Source organism: Streptomyces sp. NPDC093260 (genome assembly GCF_040683715.1).
Taxonomy (GTDB): Bacteria; Actinomycetota; Actinomycetes; order Streptomycetales; family Streptomycetaceae; genus Streptomyces; species Streptomyces sennicomposti.
In genome coordinates this window covers 98,731-117,199 of record NZ_JBFBEK010000001.1, presented here as the reverse complement: position 1 = coordinate 117,199, position 18,469 = coordinate 98,731, and the positions used below count along the sequence as shown (strand labels likewise).

Genomic DNA, 18,469 nt, shown 5'->3' with positions numbered 1-18,469 from the left:
GGGTCCTTTCCGGGACCCGCCCCTTCCGCGTGCTCGGCCGGCCGGTGCGCTCAGCCGGTGTGCGTGCCGGTCACTTCACCGCGAGGGCGAAGACGTGCAGATCGGTGTCGGCCGGCAGTTCCACCGACGCGATCCGCTTGCCCGCGGGAGCCTCGAAGGGCTGGGTGGCGAACACGTAGGTGGCCACCGGGTCCTTGTCGGCCCCGGCGACGTTGCGGTACGCCGTCCTGGCGATCACCCGGTTGCCGTACTGGACGGTGCCGCCGCCCCCGCCGACGGTCCAGTCGGTGAAGGCGAGGTCGACCGGGGCCGTGCTGCCGTCGGTGTAGGTGACGGTGGCCTTGGCCCGCTGGTCGCCGTTGACGGCGCTGCCGACGAAGGAGAGCGCGGCGGCCGGTTCGGCGAGCGTGATGCCCTGACCGGCGGCGGAGACGTTGTCGGGGCGGCCGGCCGGGGCGGCCGGCCAGGTGAACGCCAGTCCGTCCACCGTGCCCTGTCCGCCCGGCGTGAGTCCGGCGGCGGCCAGGGCCTGGCGGGAGTAACTCCAGCCGCCGCCGTCGTAGTCGGCCTCGTCGTGGTCGCCCTCGTCGTCGGAGACGCCGGTGTTGTCGCGGGCGGCGAGCAGGGTGCCGGGGGCCGCGACGGTCAGGGCGACCGGCTGCCCGTAGGACCGGCCGTCCGAGGTCACCGTGACCTTGACGTCGTAGTAGCCCTGGGGGGCGCCCGGCGCGGCGGCCAGGGTGATCTCCTGGGCGCCGCCGGTCACCGTGCCCTCGGCGGGGGTCGCCGTGACTCCGGCCGGGGCCTCGACGCGGAACCGCACCCCGGGCCCCTGCCCGCCGCTCAGCGACAGCGCGCGGACGCCGATCTTCGTGCTGTCGCCGGGCGCGAGGGTGGCCGTGGTCGGCCCGACGCCGATCTGGTACGGCTGCTCGCCCTCCCGGAAGGACGGCGGCGCGGCCGACGGGGCGCTGCCCCAGGCGGTGTTCGGAGTCGAGGAGAGGGTGTAGTCGAGCCGCCCGCCGTCCCGGACGAACGACGCCGGGAGCCAGGGCCGGTCGCTGCCGCGGCCGTTCACCTTCAGCGACTGGACGTACGGCGAGCCGGCCGCCGCTCCGGTGGCGTGGACGGAGATGTCGTTGCCGCCCGGGCGGTGGATCTCCGCTCGCTCGAACAGCGGTGAGGCGAGGACGAGTTCGGCGCGGGAGGGGACCTGCGGGTACATGCCGAGCGCGGAGAAGACGTACCAGGCGGACATGGCGCCGAGGTCGTCGTTGCCGGGGATGCCGCCCGGTTCGGTGGTCCACAGCTGCCGCATGGCCGCGCGGACGGTCTCCTGCGTCCTGTAGGGCGCGCCCGCGTAGGCGTAGAGGTACGGCACGTTGATGGACGGCTCGTTGTCCAGGGCCGCCTTGTCGCCGCCGGCCCCGGTGAAGGCCCAGCTGCCGTCGCCCTTGTGGAAGAAGGCGTCGAGACGGGCGAGGGCCTTGTCGCGGCCGCCCATCGCGGCGAACAGCCCGGCCGGGTCGTGCTGGACCATCCAGGTGTACTGGGCCGCGGTGCCCTCGACGAAGCCGTTGCCGGTGTCCGGGGTGAAGCCGGTGACCCAACTGCCGTCGGCCTTGCGGTTGGCGATGTAGCCGCCGGTGTCGTCCGCGGCGATGTTGAAGTTGTTCTGCCACCACTGGGCGCGCTCGGCGAAGGTCCGGGCGGTGCTCTTCCGTCCCGCCGCGGAGGCGAGTTGGGAGAGTGAGAAGTCGGCGGTGGACATCTCCAGGGTCTCCGCCGCGCCGCCCCAGGCGTTGGAGACGGACGGCATGTAGTGCAGCTTCAGGTACTTGTCGAGGGAGGGCCGCTGGCCGGCCGACAGCACCGGCTTGCCGGCCGGCGACAGGTCCTGCGCGGTGGGCACGGTGGCCGCCTTCACCAGGGAGGCCAGCGCCCCCTTCAGGTCGAAGTCGGTGCCGCCGAAGGCGCGGATGCCGGCGAGGGCGGTGGGCGAGGGGTCGCCGTTCATCACATGGGTCCCGCTCGCGCCGTGCAGCCAGCGGTCCCAGACGCCGCCGTTCTGCCGGGCCAGCTCGTACAGCGACTGGGCGATGTCGGAGCCGGTGCGCGGGCTGAGCAGGGTCAGCAGCTGCACCTGGTCGCGGTAGACGTCCCAGCCGGAGAAGGTGCCGTACTGGGCCTGGTGACCGCGGGCGACGGTGTGCGTCCTGCCGTCGGGGCCGCGGTAGCGGCGGTCGGCGTCGCTGATGACGTTGGGGTGCAGCAGGGCGTGGTAGAGCGCGGTGTAGAAGGTGGTGCGCTCGGCGTCGGTGCCGCCGCCGACGCGGATGGCGGCCAGCCGGTCGCGCCAGGCGCGGCGGGCGGCGTTCTCGACGGACTCGAAGGAACGCTTCGGCGGGTTCTCCGCGGCGAGGTTGGCCGCGGCGCCGGCCTGGCTGACGTAGGAGATGCCGATCTTGACGCCGACCGGGCCGGCGCCGGGTGCGAACTCGACGTAGCCGCCGGCGCCCTTGCCCGCGACCGGGCGCCCGCCCTGGGCGAAGCCGCCGGTGCCGCCGGTCGCGGAGGTGGAGCCGGGGTTCAGCCTGTCGTCCTGCCAGGTGCCGGTGGCCTTGAAGGCGCGGTCGAAACGTGCGGTGAAGTAGAGGGTGTAGTAGGCGCGTTGGCCCTCGGGGTCGAGGTAGCCGCAGAAGTTGCCGGAGGTGACCGAGCCGGAGACGGTGCGCGTCCTCGGGTCGATGGTGACCGAGGACGTGGCGGAGCCGACCTCGGAGTTGGCGGTGCGGATGAGCAGCGAGGCGGGCTTGTCGGCCGGGTAGGTGAAGCGGGCCGAGCCGGTGCGGGCGGTGGCGGTGAGGTCGGCGGTGACGCCGGAGGCGAGGCCGACCTTGTAGTGGCCGGGCTCGGCCGTCTCGTCGGCGTGCCGGAAGTCGGCGGCGTAGACGGCGTCCTTGGTGTCGGCGGCCGGGGAGGTGGTGACCTGGCCGGCGTAGGGGAAGAGCGGGATGTCGCCGCTGCCGCCCGCGCAGCCGGTGCCGGACATGTGGGTGAGGCTGAAGCCGCGGATGCGGGTGGCGTCGTACTGGTAGCCGCCGGGCGCGGTCGTCCGGGTCGCGTCGCCGCGGGTGTTCTCGGGGCTGAAGGAGAACATGCCGAACGGCGTGACGGCACCCGGGAAGGTGTCGCCGCCGTTCTTGGTGCCGATCAGCGGATCGACGTAGGGCGTCGGGTCGTTCACCAGCGCGGGGCCGGCTCTGTCGGGGGCGGCGGGCGCCGCGAGGGCGGGGGTGGCGCCGCCGGCCGCGAGCACCGCGGCCAGCAGCAGGGACGTCGGACGGAAACGCATGGGAGGCGGCCCCTCCTTCGGGGACGGGTCGCGCACCGCGGGTCGCACAAGCCTCGGAGACGGTAGCGCGCCCCGGTGGCCCCCCGGAAGACCGCGTACCGCCCCCGGCGGCGGCCGCGCCCCCTCACACGGGTGATCTGCGGGCCAAGTGGGTTGACATCGTTGTCCGTTGGCGCGATAGAGTCATGTACAGACCACCCGACAACGTTGTCGCGCACCCTGGTCTCACAAGCCGGCACCACCCCGGACGGGCGTCTTCTCCCCTTCGCCCGCCCGGCTCGCGGACCCGGCGGCCGTCCGCTCGTGGGGCCGCCGGGTCCGCCCCGAGCCCCCCCGTTCCGCCGAAGCCGGGCCGTCCCTCCGTGCCGCCCCGGCAGGCGGTGGCGCGAGGCGGGAGCGACCGGAGCGGGGGGTTCCGGTCCACCGCCCATTGGGAGCGCTCCCACCTCGCCGGACGAACCTAGCGCGCCCCGTGACGGCTGTAAACGCCTGCGACGCACAACGCGAGGGCCGCACCCCCGTCACCGGGGATGCGGCCCAACTGCCGTAGCGGATCCCTTACTTGCGGATCAGGCTGCGCAGCACGTACTGGAGGATGCCGCCGTTGCGGTAGTAGTCCGCCTCACCGGGGGTGTCGATGCGGACGACCGCGTCGAACTCCACGCCGGTGTCGGTGGTGACCTTCACCGTGCGCGGGGTGGTGCCGTCGTTCAGCTCGGTGACGCCGGTGATGGAGAAGGTCTCCTCGCCGGTCAGCCCGAGGGTCGCGGCGGACTGGCCCTCCGGGAACTGGAGCGGCAGCACGCCCATGCCGATCAGGTTCGAGCGGTGGATGCGCTCGTAGGACTCGGCGATGACGGCCTTCACACCGAGCAGCGCGGTGCCCTTGGCGGCCCAGTCGCGGGACGAGCCGGAGCCGTACTCCTTGCCGGCCAGGACGACCAGCGGCACACCGGCCGCCTGGTAGTTCTGCGAGGCGTCGTAGATGAAGGCGACCGGGCCGCCGTCCTGCGTGAAGTCGCGGGTGTAGCCGCCCTCGGTGCCCGGCGCGATCTGGTTGCGCAGGCGGATGTTGGCGAACGTGCCCCGGATCATGACCTCGTGGTTGCCGCGGCGCGAGCCGTAGCTGTTGAAGTCGCGGCGCTCGATGCCGTGCTCGGTGAGGTACTGGCCGGCCGGGGTGTCGGCCTTGATCGCACCGGCCGGGGAGATGTGGTCGGTGGTGACCGAGTCGCCGAGCTTGGCCAGGACCCGGGCGCCGCTGATGTCCTCGACCGGGGCCGGCTCCATCGCCATGCCCTCGAAGTACGGGGGCTTGCGGACGTAGGTGGACTCGGCGTCCCACTCGAAGGTGTCGCCGGTCGGGATCGGCAGCGACTGCCACTGGGCGTCGCCGGCGAACACGTCGGAGTAGGACTTGGAGAACATGTCCTCGCCGATGGCGTTGGCGACGACGTCGTTGACCTCGGACTCCGAGGGCCAGATGTCCTTCAGGTGGACCGGGTTGCCGTCCTGGTCCACGCCGAGGGCGTCCTTGGTGATGTCCACCTTCATGGAGCCGGCGATCGCGTAGGCGACGACCAGCGGCGGGGACGCCAGGTAGTTCATCTTGACGTCGGGGTTGATCCGGCCCTCGAAGTTGCGGTTGCCGGAGAGCACCGAGGTGACGGCGAGGTCGTGCTCGTTGACCGCCTTGGAGACCTCCTCCGGCAGCGGGCCGGAGTTGCCGATGCAGGTGGTGCAGCCGTAACCGACCAGGTTGAAGCCGACCTTGTCCAGGTACGGGGTCAGGCCCGCCTTGTCGAAGTAGTCGGTGACGACCTTGGAACCCGGGGCGAGCGTGGTCTTGACCCACGGCTTGCGGGTCAGGCCCTTCTCCACCGCCTTCTTGGCCACCAGCGCGGCGGCGACCATGACGTACGGGTTGGAGGTGTTGGTGCAGGAGGTGATGGCCGCGACGGTGACCGCGCCGTGGTCCAGCTCGTAGGTCGTGCCGTCGGGGGCGGTGACCTGGACCGGGTTGGACGGGGCGCCGTTGGGGGCGACGGCCGGGGAGTCGGAGGCCGGGAAGGACTCCTTGCCCGCCTCGTCCACCACGTCCACGTAGTTGAGGACGTCCGACTTGAACTGCTGGGCGGCCTGGGCCAGGACGATGCGGTCCTGCGGGCGCTTCGGGCCGGCGATGGACGGCACGACCGTGGACAGGTCCAGCTCGAGCTTCTCGGAGAAGTCCGGCTCGGCCTTCGGGTCCAGCCAGAGACCCTGCTCCTTGGCGTACGCCTCGACCAGCGCGAGCTGCTGCTCCGGGCGGCCGGTCAGACGCATGTAGTTGATGGTCTCGTCGTCGATCGGGAAGATCGCGGCGGTGGAGCCGAACTCCGGCGACATGTTGCCGATGGTGGCGCGGTTGGCCAGCGAGGTGGCGGCGACGCCCTCGCCGTAGAACTCCACGAACTTGCCGACCACACCGTGCTTGCGCAGCATCTCGGTGATGGTGAGCACCAGGTCGGTGGCGGTGGTGCCGGTGGGCAGCTCGCCGGTCAGCTTGAAGCCGACGACGCGCGGGATCAGCATGGAGACCGGCTGGCCGAGCATGGCGGCCTCGGCCTCGATGCCGCCGACGCCCCAGCCGAGGACGCCGAGGCCGTTGACCATGGTGGTGTGCGAGTCGGTGCCGACCAGGGTGTCGGGGTAGGCCTTGCCGTCGCGGACCATGACGACGCGGGCCAGGTGCTCGATGTTGACCTGGTGGACGATGCCGGTGCCGGGCGGGACGACCTTGAACTCGTCGAAGGCGGTCTGGCCCCAGCGCAGGAACTGGTAGCGCTCGCGGTTGCGGCCGTACTCCAGCTCGACGTTCTGCTTGAAGGCGTCGTTGGTGCCGAACTTGTCGGCGATGACGGAGTGGTCGATGACCAGCTCGGCCGGGGCGAGCGGGTTGATCTTCGCCGGGTCGCCGCCCAGCTCCTTGACGGCCTCGCGCATGGTGGCGAGGTCGACGACACAGGGCACGCCGGTGAAGTCCTGCATGATCACGCGGGCCGGCGTGAACTGGATCTCCTGCGACGGCTGGGCCTGGGAGTCCCAGTTGCCGAGGGCGCGGATGTGGTCGGCGGTGATGTTCGCGCCGTCCTCGGTGCGGAGCAGGTTCTCCAGCAGGACCTTCAGGCTGTAAGGCAGTCGGGCCGAGCCCTCGACCTTGTCAAGCCGGAAGATCTCGTACGACTCGTCGCCCACCTGCAGCGTGCTGCGGGCGTCGAAGCTGTTCGCCGACACGACAGTCTCCTTCATTGATGTGCGCGTACCACCACACCGCAAACCCTATGCGGCGACCACCGCATAGTGCCGCCACGGCGCTCGCCCCATCCGCTGAGGTAAGGCTAAGTTAGGTACGCCTTACCGGGATGCGGTCGCGGTGCTCCTCGGCAGATATCTCGATGTCGAGATAACTCTAGTACATGGGGGCCGGATGGTCATGCCCGGCCCGGCTTCGGCGTGCTCGGCCGCGGGGCGGTGCCGGGTGGCGGGGCGGGGCGGGTCCCGTTCCTCCCGACGGACGGCCGGAGTCCGTGCGGGGCGGGAGGCCGGTTCGCCTCATCGAACCACGGGGGCGGGGGCGGCGCAGGGCGGGCCGTGACGCGGGCGGCTCCACGGAACCCCCGGCGGCGATCGCCGCTCTCACAGTCCGACCAGGGGAACGGACAGGGGGCCCGCAGATGAGGATCACCACTCGGTACGCGTGCGCGGCGGCCGCGCTCGCCTGCTGCTGCCTGCCGCTGGCGGCCTGCGGCACGGAACGGGCGGGAGGCGCCGCGGCGGGGGCGGGGACCGTGGCGACGGCCGGGGCGCGGGCGGCGGACGGCACGGACGGCGCAGACGACCCGGAGGGATCAGAGGGCGCGGACGCTTCCGACACCACGAGCGACGACCAGGGCCAGCTGCCCGACACCACCACCGACGACCAGCACACGGACCTTCCCGACACGACGAGCGACGACCAGGGCGAGCTGCCGGACACGACCACGGACGACCAGCAGGGCCCGGACGGTCCGTACACCGACGGGACGACGGACGACACGAGTGCCGACGCCCGGGACGAGAGCGTGCCCACCACCGGCCCGCACCGCTGGTTCCCGATGCTGCGCGAGTTCCGCGCGTACCTGAGGACGGGCGCGCCGAAGAAGTCGGACGCCGCCCTCGCCGCCCATGTGACGAGCGTCCGGACCCGCACGCTCGCGGGCGGCGACCGGGTGGTGGCCGTGGTCCGGGCCGACTACGGGGTGTGGGAGACGGACGAGCTGGACCGCACCGCCGAGGTCTTCGCCCACTGGCGGACGTCCGTCTACGGCGACCACGGTCATGTGGACGTGCTGGCCCCGGCGAAGATGACGGCCGGGAAGGACTGGTGACCGCCCCGCCGGCCGGCGCATCGGGCGAGCCCGGCGCGGGCCGGCGGATCGGAACGCCGAACGGGGGTATCCGGAAAGGACGTTGGCGCAGCCAGCGGCGTTCAAAAGGAGGCACGGCATGCCGCTCACGTTCCGCAAGAGTTTCCGGATCCTGCCGGGAGTGCGGCTGAACATCAACAGGCACTCCTGGTCCCTCACCACCGGCGGGAAGCACGGTCCGCGACACACCCACAGCAGCACGGGACGCCATACGACATCGGTGGATTTGCCCGGACCTTTCGGCTGGCGTCGCACCCGCCGGTCCAGGGCTGATTGACAGCTCATCACTCGAATGGCCCCCCTTAAGAGGTGCCATCTCATATCTGAGATAACCTCAACCTCATGGCAGACGACTACCTCGTACGCATCGGCAAGCTCATCCGTGACGCCCGGCAGCACCGCGGCTGGACGCAGGCGCAGCTCGCCGAAGCGCTCGGCACCAGTCAGAGCGCCGTCAATCGCATCGAGCGCGGCAACCAGAACATCAGCCTTGAGATGATCGCCCGCATCGGCGAGGCCCTGGACAGCGAGATCGTGTCGCTGGGCTACGCGGGCCCGATGCACCTGCGGGTGGTCGGCGGCCGCCGGCTGTCCGGCGCGATCGACGTGAAGACGAGCAAGAACGCGTGTGTCGCGCTGCTGTGCGCCTCGCTGCTCAACCGGGGGCGCACGGTGCTGCGCCGGGTGGCGCGCATCGAGGAGGTCTACCGCCTCCTGGAGGTGCTGGGCTCGATCGGCGTGCGCACCCGCTGGATCAACGACGGCACCGACCTGGAGATCGTGCCGCCGGCCGACCTCGACCTCGACGCCATCGACGCCGAGGCGGCCGTCCGCACCCGCTCCATCATCATGTTCCTCGGCCCGCTGCTGCACCGGATGGACCACTTCAAGCTGCCCTACGCCGGCGGCTGCGACCTCGGCACGCGCACCATCGAGCCGCACATGATCGCGCTGCGCCGGTTCGGGCTGGACGTGGCGGCGACCGAGGGGCAGTACCACGCGGTGGTGGACCGGGCGGTGCGCCCGGACCGGCCGATCGTGCTGACCGAGCGCGGCGACACGGTGACCGAGAACGCGTTGCTGGCGGCGGCCCGCCACGACGGCGTGACCGTCATCCGCAACGCCTCCAGCAACTACATGGTCCAGGACCTGTGCTTCTTCCTGGAGGCGCTGGGCGTACGGGTCGAGGGCATCGGCACCACCACGCTCACCGTGCACGGCGTGCCGGTCATCGACGTGGACGTGGACTACTCCCCCTCCGAGGACCCGGTCGAGGCGATGAGCCTGCTCGCCGCGGCGGTCGTCACCGAGTCCGAGCTGACGGTGCGCCGGGTGCCGATCGAGTTCCTGGAGATCGAGCTGGCGGTGCTGGAGGAGATGGGGCTCGACCACGACCGCAGCCCCGAGTACTTCGCGGACAACGGCCGCACCCGGCTCACCGACCTGACGGTGCGGCCGTCCAAGCTGGAGGCGCCGATCGACAAGATCCACCCGATGCCGTTCCCCGGCCTGAACATCGACAACGTCCCGTTCTTCGCGGCGATCGCGGCCACCGCGCAGGGCAAGACCCTGATCCACGACTGGGTCTACGACAACCGCGCGATCTACCTGACCGACCTCAACCGCCTCGGCGGCCGCCTCCAGCTCCTCGACCCGCACCGGGTCCTGGTCGAGGGCCCGACCCGCTGGCGCGCCGCCGAGATGATGTGCCCGCCGGCCCTGCGCCCCGCGGTCGTCGTCCTCCTGGCGATGATGGCCGCCGAGGGCACCTCGGTCCTGCGCAACGTCTACGTCATCAACCGCGGCTACGAGGACCTGGCGGAACGCCTGAACTCGATCGGGGCGCAGATCGAGATCTTCCGGGACATCTGAAGGTTCTCAGAGAAACCACCACCGCGCCCCTACTGACCTGCACGCATGTAAGACGGAAGGGGTGTGCAGGCGCCTCCGGGGACTTTCCTGGCACTTTTGGCCGGGCGTGAAGGCCTTCGAGCGACACACACTCCACACGACGCGTCGTCGGAAAGATGCACATGTCGAGGGAGTGAGTCGGTACTCGTAGAACTCTGCGCCCGCCGCGCTCTCGAGATTCGCCTCAGCGGAACCCCGTTCCAAGGTCCGTGAGCAAATCATCCAGCACTGTTTCCTCCTCGACCCGGACACCGCACTCGGCGAGAGCGTCGGCCAGGGCAGGGTCCCAGGGAGTCGCGGCGGGCGGGCCCGTCAGCTCCGGGGCTTCGGCCACTGTGGTCACTGCTGCTCGGTAATCGGCGGCCGTGTAGCGCCATGGCCGCCAGGGGACGCAGCGCGCCAGCGCTGCGGCGATGCGCACACCGCCCCAGTCGAAGTCGCCGTGGTAGACAAGGCGGGCTCCCCGTATGGACAGGTCGCGCAGCAAGGTGAGCGCGGCGGCCGACGGCTGGCCCTGGAGGCACGCCATGGGCGGGCACTGCGGGCCGAGAGTGTCGGCGGCGGCGGACAGCACGGCCGGGTTCTCGCAGATGTGCACGGTTCCCGTGGTCGGAACAGGGGCAACCGGAGCGCGACCGGTGAGGGAGCGGAGTGTCAGCACCGCCGGCTCCCCCGCGTCGGCCATCCAGTCGAGGGCTGGCGTTCCGCGCAGGTTGAGGGTGAGGACGGTCGATGACAGGTCGTCCTTGAGCAGGCCCGCCGAGGCCCACGCCTCCCGTCGCCACTGCGCACCGGAGCCGGCGGGAAAGCCGGTGAGGCAACGGATGCCGGACAGGACGAGCGTGGCGAGCGGCGTCCCCTCGTCCAGGGCATGAGCGCCCGAGAGGTTCCGTGCCGCGAACGTCGCCCGCGATGTCGGGGGTGCCGCGGGCAACGCACGCAACGCGCGTACGGCGGCCTCCACCAGGGGGCCCGCGGCCTCCGGTGTTCGGGCGAGGCGCCGTACGAGACCGTCACCGCGGATCCGCTCGGCCCAGCGGGCCAGCTCCCCATCGAGGATGCCGAGTGGGGCGTACGCCTCCTCCCAAGCCCGCTCCTCCCTGTTCCGCGTCTCCGCGTGGAGTACGACCGGGCCGGTGAGGGCGACGACGGCCGCCGCCAGTCCGTCGGGGCTGACACCGGAGCGCCGCAGAATCTCGTCGACGGTGACGAGGCGAATGCCGAGGGAGCCGCTGGATCGTGGCTCCCGTCCCAGCAGGCGTTCGGCGGCGCGGCGTTGGGACTCATCGGGGTCGGACAAGATGACGGAGCCGGTGAGCGGCCGACCACGTGCCAAGCGCTGCCGCACACGGTCCACGAACCAGGCAAGGCCGGGATCGCCGAGCAGGCGTCCGAGGCGCTCGGTATCGACGTCGGTCAGGGCTTCTGCCGGTGGCGGCACGGCCGGCACCGCGCCCACGGTGGCGGTCGGCGGTGTCGTGCGTCCGGCCGTCGTCCGGCCGCCGTCGCGGTCAGGCGGGGGCACCGAAGGGGTCACGTCCACAGGGCCCCCTGTCCGCCGGAGCTGTCGACGACGGCGGTCCGCCCTGGCTCACCGGAAGGACTCACCGGTCCGTCGGCCCCCTCGCCGGAGTCGCCGGCACCGGCGGCCGCCGCGATCGCGTCCGCGCGGGCCCCGGGCTCCGTGCCGCGCCGCCGTTCGCTGCCGTCCCATTCCCACCGTGTCACCAATACGGCGTCGATGTCGTCGACGCGGGACAGCTGGGCGATCGCGATGCCCGGCACCTGGGGGTAGCAGGCCCATTCGCGTTCGCTGGTCATGACGACGTCGAGGTCGAAGGCGCGCAGCAGGCCGAGGCACTTGGCACGCGAGTCGTCGTCGACGCCGGCGAACGCCTCATCCAGGGTGACCAGGCGCGGGGCGTGCGCGCCGCCCGCGCTCGCGTAGTGCGAGGACGCGGCGGCGAACAGGGGCACGGACGCGGCCAGCACCCGCTCCCCGCCCGAGGCAGGTCCGGTGGCCGGTACCCACTTGCCGTGCTGATGGCGTTCGACGCCGAACTCGTGCCAGGACCGGTAGTCGAGGGCGGCGGTGAGGTCCTCCAGCCAGCTGCCGGCGCTGTCGTCGGCCTGTCGGTGGGCGATCTGCTCCTGGAGGAACGCGCCGACCGCGGCCCGGTCCTCGGGCGACCACGCGTCGGCCGACTGACGCAGCCGTTCACGGGCCTGGGCCAGTCCCTGCGGGGCCCGGCGGGACGCTCTCCACACCAGCCGCAGCTTCATGCCCGTGGAGGTCGGGCGCTCCTCCAGCTCCCTGTTCATGGCGGTCACTTGCCGTTCGGCCGCGCCGATCAGTTCCTGGAGGGTCCCGGCGACCTCGGTGATCAGATGGGTCTGGAGGATCTCGCGCTCGCGTGCGGACAGGATGCGGGTCAGTTCCGCGACCTCCGCGGCCAGTGCCTCGGCGAGTTCGGGCACGGCCCGTTCCCGGCCCTGGTAGACGATGTCGACCCGCATACCGTCCTCGCTCGGGCGGGCGGTGGCGGTGTGGCCGTGCCGCGACAGCGCGTCCTGGAGTCTGCCGAACTCCTCGCTCAGCCGCTTCTGAACGCGCTCCCAGGCCGCGTCGGTGCCGTCGACCGAGGAGAGCCGGGACTCCACGGCCCGCGCGAGGGCGATGGCGGGAGTGGCCGCCCACGTCCCTGTCCCGTCGTCCGGTACGCCGATGTCGGGCAGTGCGACGGCGAGCAGCCCCGTCGCGGCGAACCGCTGGAGCGCCGCGACGGCTTCCTCCCGCGCGGCGGTCGCCTCGGTGACGTCTTCGGCGAGCCGCTCGATGCGTCCCTCGGCGCGGCTGGCCCGCCGGTCGGCGTCACTGTGCTCCGCCCGGGCCTGCCGCTGCTCGTGCTCGCAGACCCGGGCCGCCTCGGCCGTCTCCTCCAGTTGCCTCTGAAGCTCGGCGACGGCCGCTCCGACGGTGGAGCGGAGCGTCGCGAGGTGTTCGTCCGCCGCCGCGGCCACCCGAGCCGCCTCCGCAGCGCGCTCCGCGAGTTCGGACACGAGGAGGTCGGCCCGGCTGGTCTCCTCCCGCTCACCGGTCACCGCCCGCTCGGCCTCCGCGCGTTCGCGCAGCGCGGGCCACAGGGCCGCCAGGAGGGCGGTGTGGTCAGCGAGCGCCTGGCGCACGGCGCCCAGTGCCGTGTGGTCGGCGGGAAGGTTCAGGGCCGCCGCGGTGTCGTCGAGTTCAGCCGCCGCACGCTCGGCCCGCTCCGTCGCCGGAGCCAGTTCCGCGGCCCGTTCGTCCCGCCGGGCGCGGGCGCGACGGACTGCCTCGGCCGCGGCGGTGACGCGTGCGTGGGCGCGCCGCAGGTCGTCGTCGCCCGGCAGTGCGGCGAGTTCGGCGTCCAGCAGGGCACGGCGCCCGGCCACGGCGCGGGACTCCTGGGCCAGTCGTTCCCGCTCCGCCGTCAGGACGTCGATCTCGGCGCGCAGTTCCCCGATGCGAACGCGGCGTGCCTGCTCCCGCGCACCTTCCCCCACGTACTGGGCGCTGTCCTTGGCCCAGCTCCCGGTGAGCGCACCGACGCGGAAGCGCCCGTCCGCGCAGACCCAGGTGTCGTGGCCACCGGCCTCCCAGGAGGCCTCGCCAGGCCCGTCGTCGCCGACCGCGGCCAGCCCGATCGAGGCGAGCAGACGCGCGACCGTCTCCTCCCCCACGGCTGCGGCCCCCGCGTCCGCGGGGTCGACCGCCGGGCACAGCGCGCGGTCGAGGCCGGTACCGCCGAGCAGTCCGACCGGATCGAGCAGCACGTCATGGCCGTCCGCCGCGACCGCGGAGCCGTCCGGCCGCACCCACGCGTCGAGAAGCCCCGACGCCTCCAGCGCGGCTTCCAGTCCCGCCCGGTCGGCCCCGGTGACATGCGGGCGGAAGTCGACGAGCCGCCACAGCGGAGCGCCGGGGCCCCGGCCCCGCACGCCCGGTGTGCGCGTGGGGGGAGCCGCGGGGCCGCGCTGCCGACCCGTTTCGAGGGCGGTCAGTTCCTCCACCGCCAGCCGCCGCCGCTCCGCCGTCGCCGCCTCACGGTGGGACAGTCCGGCCGCCCGGTCCGCCAGGCGGGAGGCGGCGGCCCGATGCGCCTCGCTCGCTGCCGTACGGGCCGGCATCGGGCCGTCCAGGGAGCTCGCCCAGTCCTGTACGGCGTCCAGGACCCCGGGCAGCCCGGGCACCCGCAGCTCCACGCACCCGGAAAGACGCTCCCGCACGGCCGTGACCAGCGCCCGCCCCTCCCGCGCGATGTCCTCCTCCGCCTCGGCCAGCCGCTCCTCGGCGTGCACGGCCTCCTCGTCGGCCTCGTCGGCGCGCAGCCGGGCGGCACGCTGCCGCTCCTCGGCCTGCTCGGCCCGGGTGACGAGCTCCGCCACGTGCTCGACGGCACGCCGCCTGCTCGCGGTCGCCTCGTCCGCCTCCCGGCGCAGGACCGCGTCGGGGGCTGCCGCCGTCCTGGGGATGTCGAGCCGGGCGGCCGCGGCGCTCTCGGCGACTCGGTCCCGAATGCCGTCCAGCGCCTCCCGGGCTGCCGCGAGCCGGTTGTCCGCGGTGGCGAGCCGGCCCAGGGCCCGGGTGTGCGCCTCGGCCGCCGTACGCCGGTCCGCCTCCGCCCGCTTCAGCTCTGCGGTCGTGCGGGAGGCGTCGTCCGCCGCCCGGTCGAGCGCGCGGGCGTCGCGCATCTCGGGCCGGGACCGCAGCGTGGCATCCTGAGCGGCCAGTCGCGCGGCCCGCTCGTCGAGGGCGGCACCCCTCTCCCTGGCCTCCTCGCGGTCCGCCAAGGCGCGGTCCCGGTCCGCCTGTGCCCTGGCGAGCTCCCGTTGCAGGTTCTCGTAGCGGGCGTGTTCGCGGCGGGGCAGGCGGGCGCGGCGGCGGGAGGCGATGCGGGCGTAGCGGCGGTAGTGGTCGAGGAACGCCGAGGACGCCTGTTCGGCCTCGCGGGCCGCCCGCAGTTCCTCCTTCTCCTCGTCCAGCGACCTGAACGCCTCCGCCGCGTCGGCGACGACCGCCTGGTCCATCGGCGGGAGCGCCTCGGTCAGCGCCCGGGACAGGGCGGCCTCACTGGGGCGCTTGGACAGCTGGGGCTGGCGCAGCTGGATCAGGAGGTCGACGAGGGCGCCGTAGCGCCGCTCCCCCAACCCGAACAAAGCTTCGTCGACCGCCCTGCGGTAGGACTTCGCCGTGTCGTACACCATGCCGTGGCTGCCGACGGCCTCGGCGAGCCGGTCCCGGGACAGTGCCGTCCCGGTCGCGTCCAGCAGGTCGAGGCCGGCGCCGACCCGCTGGCCGGTGACCGCGAACCAGTGGCGGGCGATGCCGCGCCCGGCGACCGCCTTGAGTCCGCACAGCAGCGTGCGGAAGTGCGCCTCACCCGTGCCGGCGTCGAGTCGTCCGAACTCGATCCAGGTGTATCCGAGCCGTTCGGGATGCGGGTGCGCGCCGCCCAGGAGGAGGTTCCACTCCATGCGCTTGCCCGGGTCGCCGTCGGGTTCGACGCGGCGGGCGGAGAGGTCGCCGTCCAGGAGGAACGGGAGGGTGAGGGCGAGCACCTTCGACTTGCCGGTGCCGTTGTTGCCGCGCAGCAGCAGCCGACCGTCGCGGAACCAGAACTCCTCGACGTCGTAGTGGAAGAGATCGACGAGTCCGATGCGCAGGGGCCGCCACCGGCCGGGCGCGGGAGCGGGCAGCGCGGGGCCGGGCGACTGGGGGCCGGGGAGCGCGGTCACGGGGCGGTTCACCTTTCGTCCTGCACGGGCTGCTGCATGGGCTGCACGAGCGGCAGGGTCTGCTCGGTCGTGGCGGGCCCGCGGGGCCGTCCGGGTTCCCTGACGACGGGTTCGCCGACCGCGTACCGCGCGAGGGCCGGCCGCGGTACGACGCCCCGTTCGGTGCGCTCGGCGAGTCCCAGCGCCACCAGCTTGCTCAGCGCCTGCTCGACGAGTTCGGGCTCCGCTCCCGGTTCCCTGGCCGACTTGGACCAGAACCCGCCGTGCTCCACGGCCAGTTCCCGTACGCGAGTCGCCAGTTTCGCCGGTTCGACGGGCCCGTCCGCCCGGGCCAGGTGTCCCGCCAGCAACAGGGTGATGTGACCGTGGGTGCCCTGTTCCGGCATGCGCGTGTCCGTGAGGTCGTCCATCGGGTCGACCATGGCGATGCCCTCGGCCCGGACCTCCGCGACGAGTCCCGTCAGCTCGTTGATGCGGGCGGTGATGAAGCCGCGCTGCCGGGTGAGATAGGCCAGTTCGTCGTCGGTCAGGTCGTCGTAGTACAGCACCGGGTCGTCCAGCAGGATGCGGGTCAGTTTCCAGCGGACCGCCCGGAACCTGAGCTCGTCGCTGTCGAGCACGGTCCACGCGGTCATCTCCACCAGGCGCTCCTCGCAGCCCTCGGCCTCGACCATGGAGGGGCCTCGCAGGGACGCGGGCATCCCGGCCAGCACGCGCCGCCGCACGTCGTACAGCACGTCGCCCGATCCGCTGACGTAGGCGTCCTCGTCGCCGGCGACCCGCCGCAGCACCCCGAGCCGCAGCAGCAGGCGGACGACGGCCGCGAGGTCGAGGCGCTCGTCGCGCCGCTCCAGAGTGAACGTGATCCCGGCGGCGACGAGTTCGGGATCGGCGGCGGCCAGGACGACCTGCTCGGCGAGGCGGCCGAGCGCCACCTGCGACTCGCCCCGTTCCAGAGCGGCCAGGGCCAGGCAGAGCAGGACGTAGCGGCGGCGGGTGAAGGGCAGGGCGCTACGGGCGGCCTCGCGCGCCGGGTGTGTGGCGTCGGTGAGGGTGCCCGGCGTCTTGCGCAGCCGTGCGGCGTCGGCGTCCGTGCGCAGCGTCCAGCCGACGTTGCGTTCGAACCATTCCCGCAGCTCGGCGGTGTGCCGACGCACCAGCTTGAACTCGTCGGCGTACGGTCCGTCCGCCGTGAGCAGCGGCTCCTTCAGCAGGGCGCGTGCGGCCTTCTGGAGATCGGCCTGCCGCTGGCCGTCGAGGACCTCGGCGAGCGGGCCGCTCATCGGTCCTCCGTGAGCTGGGGAGCGGTGTCCCGTCGCGGGGCGGGGAGGGGAACGGGTGCCGATGGCCGTGCGGCGGCGCGGTCGTGCTGCCCCACCGTGAGGTCGACGATGTCGATCAGGTGGTCGGGGCCGCTGAACACACCGTCGGGAGTGCGCACTTCGGCTGTCGATCCGTCGTCGAGGGCGGTCAGCCGGATCTCCATCGAACCGTCCCCGCTGGTGGCGACGGTGGTGATGGTGCCCGGCCGCCAGGTGGCGAGCGCGTCGCCGAGCAGCCGCAGGAACAACTGGAAGGCATGCGGGTCGAGTCCGCCGAGCCGGGACAGCCGCACCGGTCCGTCCGTCACGAGACGGTCCCGGGCCCGCCTGGTCTCCTCCGTCTGCCGGGCGGCGATCTCGGCGAGCCGGCGCTTGGCCTCGCCCCGGTCGGCCACCCGGCGCGGCTTGCCTCGCCGTTCGTAGCTGCCGGTGCGGCGCAACTGTGGGCTGATCCTCAGCGGTCGCGCCTCGCTCCACGGGGTGGCTGCCGGCTCCGGGGCGGCCGTCCGTTCGGCGAGGGTGTCGGCGTCGACGGTGAGGTGCCGGGAGGAGTGCAGCCCGAACGCCACCCGCCACAGCCGGTGCCGGGCCTCGTCATCCGGCGCCTGGGCGAACCAGCGCGCCAGGGTGCGGAAGTCGGCCGAGCGGTCCGAGCGTCCGGCCCGCCGCTCGTTGAGCTGCCGTACGACGGCCAGGAGCTGCGGGATCGAGCCGAGTGCCCGCCCGCGCAGCAGCCTGGCCTGCGACTCCCGGCCCTCCCCCGACACGAACCACTCGGCGAGCCCGGACCACCGCGCGGCCCACCTCTCGCACGCCACCGCCTCCGCCCGCTCCGCCTCCTCGGGGGCGGCGTCGGCGGCCTCGCGGGCGGCGGCGAGCCGCAGCAGCGGACCGACCCGCCCCTGCTCCTCCAGCTCCCCGATCAACAGGGCGATCCGCCCGCCGAGGGTGATGAGGTCCTGGATGAACCGCTCCAGGTACTGGATCAGCCGGTCCTTGTAGGCGAGGAACGCCTCGACCTCGATGTCGTGCAGGTCGATGGTGCGCTGCAGTGAGCCCATGAAGGCGCGGGCGTTGTCGGCAAGGTCGGTGAACCGCGCCGTCAGCACGGACAGGGCGACGTACGTCTTGGCCGGGTCCGGCTCGTCCTCGGCGGCGATCACCAAGAGCGCCCGCAGCTGCGTGACGATGTCGTGCAGTGCGACCACCTGGAGTTCCCCGCGCCGTCCCAGCACTTCGTCGTACGTCCCCAGCGCCGCCTCGGCCGCCTCACCGGCCCGGGTGAGCTGGTAGATGAACCGCCTGCGGTAGAAGTCCTCGACCGCCGTCACGCGCGCGTGGTCCGGATCGGCCCGCAGGTTGCCCCACTCCACGAGCTTGTCCAGCGCCTGCGTCACCGCCTCGAGGTCGGCGGGCCTGCCTCCCTCGTCCATGGCCGCGTACACGTCCTCCGGCCGCAGATGCACCGCGAACCGCTCCTTGGCGGTGAGGAACGCCCGCATCACCTGGCGGTAGAGGGGGGCGTTGGGGGTAGTGAGGTGGGCGAAGGGGGCGTAGTGGACAGAGGCGGAGGGCTGCGAGGGCACGGGCGTCTGGGGGGTGTCGGAGGTCATCGTTGATCCATTGTTCCGGAATACTCACCCGCTTGTGCAGGATGTCCG

9 protein-coding genes are annotated in these 18,469 nt (G+C 72.8%); 3 read left to right on the top strand and 6 right to left on the bottom strand.

Annotated elements, in window-relative coordinates:
• Positions 1-70: 70 nt before the first annotated feature.
• Together AB0N63_RS00395 and acnA are read right to left on the bottom strand one after the other, a co-directional pair.
• Complete coding sequence (locus AB0N63_RS00395; protein WP_365521969.1) at positions 71-3,355, bottom strand: GH92 family glycosyl hydrolase; 3,285 nt, start codon at positions 3,353-3,355, stop codon at positions 71-73.
• Between the two features lie 558 nt (positions 3,356-3,913).
• Positions 3,914-6,631 (bottom strand): aconitate hydratase AcnA, encoded by a 2,718-nt coding sequence (acnA, locus tag AB0N63_RS00390; protein WP_365521967.1) that lies wholly within the window; start codon positions 6,629-6,631, stop codon positions 3,914-3,916.
• 440 nt (positions 6,632-7,071) lie between these two features.
• On the opposite strand from acnA, the gene AB0N63_RS00385 reads away from it, so the two are divergent.
• From AB0N63_RS00385 to AB0N63_RS00375, 3 genes are all read left to right on the top strand, one after another.
• A complete protein-coding gene (locus AB0N63_RS00385; RefSeq protein ID WP_365521964.1) occupies positions 7,072-7,764 on the top strand; it encodes a hypothetical protein in 693 nt (230 codons plus the stop codon).
• Positions 7,765-7,882: 118 nt separating this feature from the next.
• Positions 7,883-8,080 (top strand): DUF4236 domain-containing protein, encoded by a 198-nt coding sequence (locus tag AB0N63_RS00380; RefSeq protein WP_009191222.1) that lies wholly within the window; start codon positions 7,883-7,885, stop codon positions 8,078-8,080.
• 65 nt (positions 8,081-8,145) lie between these two features.
• Positions 8,146-9,675, top strand: a complete 1,530-nt coding sequence (locus AB0N63_RS00375) for a UDP-N-acetylglucosamine 1-carboxyvinyltransferase (RefSeq protein ID WP_365521961.1) — start codon at positions 8,146-8,148, stop codon at positions 9,673-9,675.
• 223 nt (positions 9,676-9,898) lie between these two features.
• Here the strand turns inward: AB0N63_RS00375 and AB0N63_RS00370 are convergent, their stop codons facing one another.
• Genes AB0N63_RS00370 through AB0N63_RS00355 form a run of 4 tightly spaced genes read right to left on the bottom strand, consistent with a single transcriptional unit; the run spans position 9,899 to position 18,421 of the window.
• A complete protein-coding gene (locus AB0N63_RS00370) occupies positions 9,899-11,257 on the bottom strand; it encodes a TIGR02679 family protein (protein ID WP_365521958.1) in 1,359 nt (452 codons plus the stop codon).
• Positions 11,248-15,486: a TIGR02680 family protein gene (locus tag AB0N63_RS00365; RefSeq protein WP_365521955.1), complete on the bottom strand. Its 4,239-nt coding sequence runs from the start codon at positions 15,484-15,486 to the stop codon at positions 11,248-11,250. Before AB0N63_RS00365 ends, AB0N63_RS00370 begins: the two co-directional genes overlap by 10 nt.
• Before the next feature lie 8 nt (positions 15,487-15,494).
• Positions 15,495-16,769: a TIGR02678 family protein gene (locus tag AB0N63_RS00360; protein ID WP_365521953.1), complete on the bottom strand. Its 1,275-nt coding sequence runs from the start codon at positions 16,767-16,769 to the stop codon at positions 15,495-15,497.
• Positions 16,766-18,421 (bottom strand): TIGR02677 family protein, encoded by a 1,656-nt coding sequence (locus AB0N63_RS00355; protein ID WP_365521950.1) that lies wholly within the window; start codon positions 18,419-18,421, stop codon positions 16,766-16,768. Before AB0N63_RS00355 ends, AB0N63_RS00360 begins: the two co-directional genes overlap by 4 nt.
• Between the last annotated feature and the right edge of the window lie 48 nt (positions 18,422-18,469).

Bases quoted from the DNA above. Each gene is read 5' to 3' on its own strand.
- AB0N63_RS00395 (WP_365521969.1), bottom strand. From the start codon at position 3,355: ATGCGTTTCCGTCCGACGTCCCTGCTGCTGGCCGCGGTGCTCGCGGCC.
- AB0N63_RS00385 (WP_365521964.1), top strand. From the start codon at position 7,072: ATGAGGATCACCACTCGGTACGCGTGCGCGGCGGCCGCGCTCGCCTGC.
- AB0N63_RS00380 (WP_009191222.1), top strand. From the start codon at position 7,883: ATGCCGCTCACGTTCCGCAAGAGTTTCCGGATCCTGCCGGGAGTGCGG.
- AB0N63_RS00375 (WP_365521961.1), top strand. From the start codon at position 8,146: ATGGCAGACGACTACCTCGTACGCATCGGCAAGCTCATCCGTGACGCC.
- AB0N63_RS00360 (WP_365521953.1), bottom strand. From the start codon at position 16,769: ATGAGCGGCCCGCTCGCCGAGGTCCTCGACGGCCAGCGGCAGGCCGAT.
- AB0N63_RS00355 (WP_365521950.1), bottom strand. From the start codon at position 18,421: ATGACCTCCGACACCCCCCAGACGCCCGTGCCCTCGCAGCCCTCCGCC.